Annotated in this window: 3 protein-coding genes, 1 tRNA gene and 1 other RNA gene; 4 read left to right on the top strand and 1 reads right to left on the bottom strand. The window is 54.3% G+C overall.

The features are described 5' to 3' along the window. Window positions 1-468: patatin-like phospholipase RssA (rssA, locus tag GS12_RS22580; RefSeq protein ID WP_034951231.1), on the bottom strand; the 468-nt coding region annotated here is incomplete at its 3' end. Window positions 469-570: 102 nt separating this feature from the next. On the opposite strand from rssA, the gene GS12_RS22585 reads away from it, so the two are divergent. The 4 genes from GS12_RS22585 to GS12_RS23130 all read left to right on the top strand — a co-directional run bounded on the left by GS12_RS22585 (window position 571) and on the right by GS12_RS23130 (window position 2,315). Beyond that, on the top strand, window positions 571-1,029 hold the full coding sequence (locus tag GS12_RS22585) for a YchJ family protein (RefSeq protein ID WP_034951232.1): 459 nt from the start codon (window positions 571-573) through the stop codon (window positions 1,027-1,029). A 49-nt stretch (window positions 1,030-1,078) separates the two neighbouring features. Beyond that, window positions 1,079-1,927: a formyltetrahydrofolate deformylase gene (gene purU / locus GS12_RS22590; RefSeq protein WP_034951234.1), complete on the top strand. Its 849-nt coding sequence runs from the start codon at window positions 1,079-1,081 to the stop codon at window positions 1,925-1,927. 128 nt (window positions 1,928-2,055) lie between these two features. Beyond that, a tRNA-Tyr gene (locus tag GS12_RS22595) sits at window positions 2,056-2,140 on the top strand. A 44-nt stretch (window positions 2,141-2,184) separates the two neighbouring features. Beyond that, window positions 2,185-2,315, top strand: a non-coding RNA gene (locus tag GS12_RS23130) — RtT sRNA. The last annotated feature ends 3 nt before the right edge of the window (window positions 2,316-2,318 follow it).

Raw genomic sequence — 2,318 nt, forward strand, 5'->3', positions numbered from 1 at the left:
CCCATCAACCAGCCAGTAGCCGTTCCATTCAACTGGCGATAGCAGACCGGGCATACTGCAAGAGGCGCGAACCGCCTGATGAAGGTCACCTTCGGTCAGCCACAGTTCGCGACCGGTACTGAGATTCGTGGCAACGGCGCCGAAGGGAAGTGAGCACTGCTCGATTTTTTCATGACTGACCAGCCGCCGTACGTGGCTGAACACCCGATCGCCGCGCAACAGGCCGCCGCGCCGCCATGAAAGATCCATCAGGCGAATGACATCCCAGTAACGAAATGAGCGTACCCAGGTTTCCATTCGCGGCAGGTGATGACTGGCATAGGCAGCGCCCACCAGCGCGCCGACGGAGCTTCCGGCGACCACATCAATCTTTATTCCTGCCCGTTCCAGCGCATTGATCACGCCGATGTGGGCCCATCCTTTCGCAGCGCCAGAACCCAGCGCCAGCCCAACCTTAACCTGTCTCATTCATCCCCTGGTATTTGCCAAACTTCAAATGGCATCATCCCGGCTGCTCGGTTACCATGATGCCTTGTTATTCTGCCGTCTTTAATCATTCCTGGAGTCGACGTGTCAGCCCTGTGTCCCTGTTGTAGCGGGTTGGAGTATAGCCTATGTTGCCAGCCCTATCTAAATGGTCTTGCTGTTCCACCTGACCCGGAAGCGCTGATGCGCTCACGCTATACCGCTTACGCCACGCATAATACCGACTGGCTTATTGCCACCTGGCATCCGTCCTGCCGCGCCGAAAATTTTCGTGGCGAGCTGGAAAGGAGCGTTGCGAATACTAAGTGGCTAAGTTTACAGATTATTGAGGCAAAAAAACCAGGAGATTACTCTGAAGGATTTGTGTCATTTTTTGCTCGTTTCTCTGAAAACCACGGTGAAGGCTTCATTCACGAGCGCTCACGCTTTCTTCGTGAGGAGCAACGCTGGTATTATATAGACGGCATCGTGCCGCAAACAGGGCGAAATGACCGCTGCCCCTGTGGCTCCGGCAAAAAATTTAAGAAATGCTGCGGTCAGTAAACAGCGCCGCTCACCTACACAGAATTGCTTCGACAGGATCATCAACGCAATGCAAGCGCAGACACTGCAAAGAAAAGTTTTACGTACCATTTGCCCGGATGCAAAGGGCCTTATCGCAAAAATCACCAATATTTGCTACAAGCACGAACTGAATATTGTGCAGAACAATGAATTTGTCGATCACCGCACCGGGCGTTTTTTCATGCGTACCGAGCTGGAAGGCATTTTCAACGATACGACGCTCCTTGCCGATCTGGACAGCGCGCTGCCTTCAGGCTCCGTGCGCGAGCTGCACCCTGCCGGTCGTCGTCGTATCGTCATTCTGGTCACCAAAGAGGCGCACTGTCTGGGCGATCTGCTGATGAAAAGCGCCTATGGCGGCCTGGACGTTGAGATCGCTGCGGTAATTGGCAACCATGAGACCCTGCGCACGCTGGTGGAACGTTTTGATATTCCGTTTATGTTAGTCAGCCATGAAGGTCTGACGCGCGAAGAGCATGACAATAATATGGCGGCGGAAATTGACCGCTACCAGCCTGACTACGTGGTGCTGGCGAAGTACATGCGCGTGCTGACGCCTGCCTTTGTGCAGCGTTATCCCAACCAGATTATTAATATTCATCACTCGTTCCTGCCGGCATTTATAGGCGCGCGTCCTTATCATCAGGCCTATGAGCGCGGCGTGAAGATCATTGGCGCCACCGCGCACTACGTGAATGACAATCTGGATGAGGGGCCGATTATTATGCAGGACGTGATTCACGTCGATCATACCTACACGGCGGAAGATATGATGCGTGCGGGACGCGACGTGGAAAAAAACGCGCTGAGTCGCGCCCTTTACCAGGTGTTGGCGCAGCGGGTGTTTGTTTACGGTAACCGCACGATTATTCTTTAACGCGCCTGGCAAAGCAGCGGTCAGCGTAAAAAAGCGGCAAACGGTATTTTTTTCGGGTGCGCAGGCTTTACAGCCGTCTCTCATTTGGTATGATGCGCCCCGCTTCAACAGCACACAGCAAGCCCCGTGGTGGGGTTCCCGAGCGGCCAAAGGGAGCAGACTGTAAATCTGCCGTCATCGACTTCGAAGGTTCGAATCCTTCCCCCACCACCATCACTTTCAAAGCCCATAATTCCCCCCACATACTGACGTCTGCATGATTCTCCTTACGGGGAAGGATGAGAACCTTCGACCAGGGTTCGATTCGAGCGCAGCGAGAAAGCGTTGCCGCAGGCAACGACCCGAAGGGCAAGGAACAACGTTCCGCGTCATCCTTCCCCCACCACCATCA

This window comes from Erwinia oleae, assembly GCF_000770305.1.
Classification (GTDB): Bacteria; Pseudomonadota; Gammaproteobacteria; order Enterobacterales; family Enterobacteriaceae; genus Erwinia; species Erwinia oleae.

Coding starts and splice junctions, on each gene's coding strand:
- purU (WP_034951234.1), top strand. CDS start 1,079: ATGCAAGCGCAGACACTGCAAAGAAAAGTTTTACGTACCATTTGCCCG.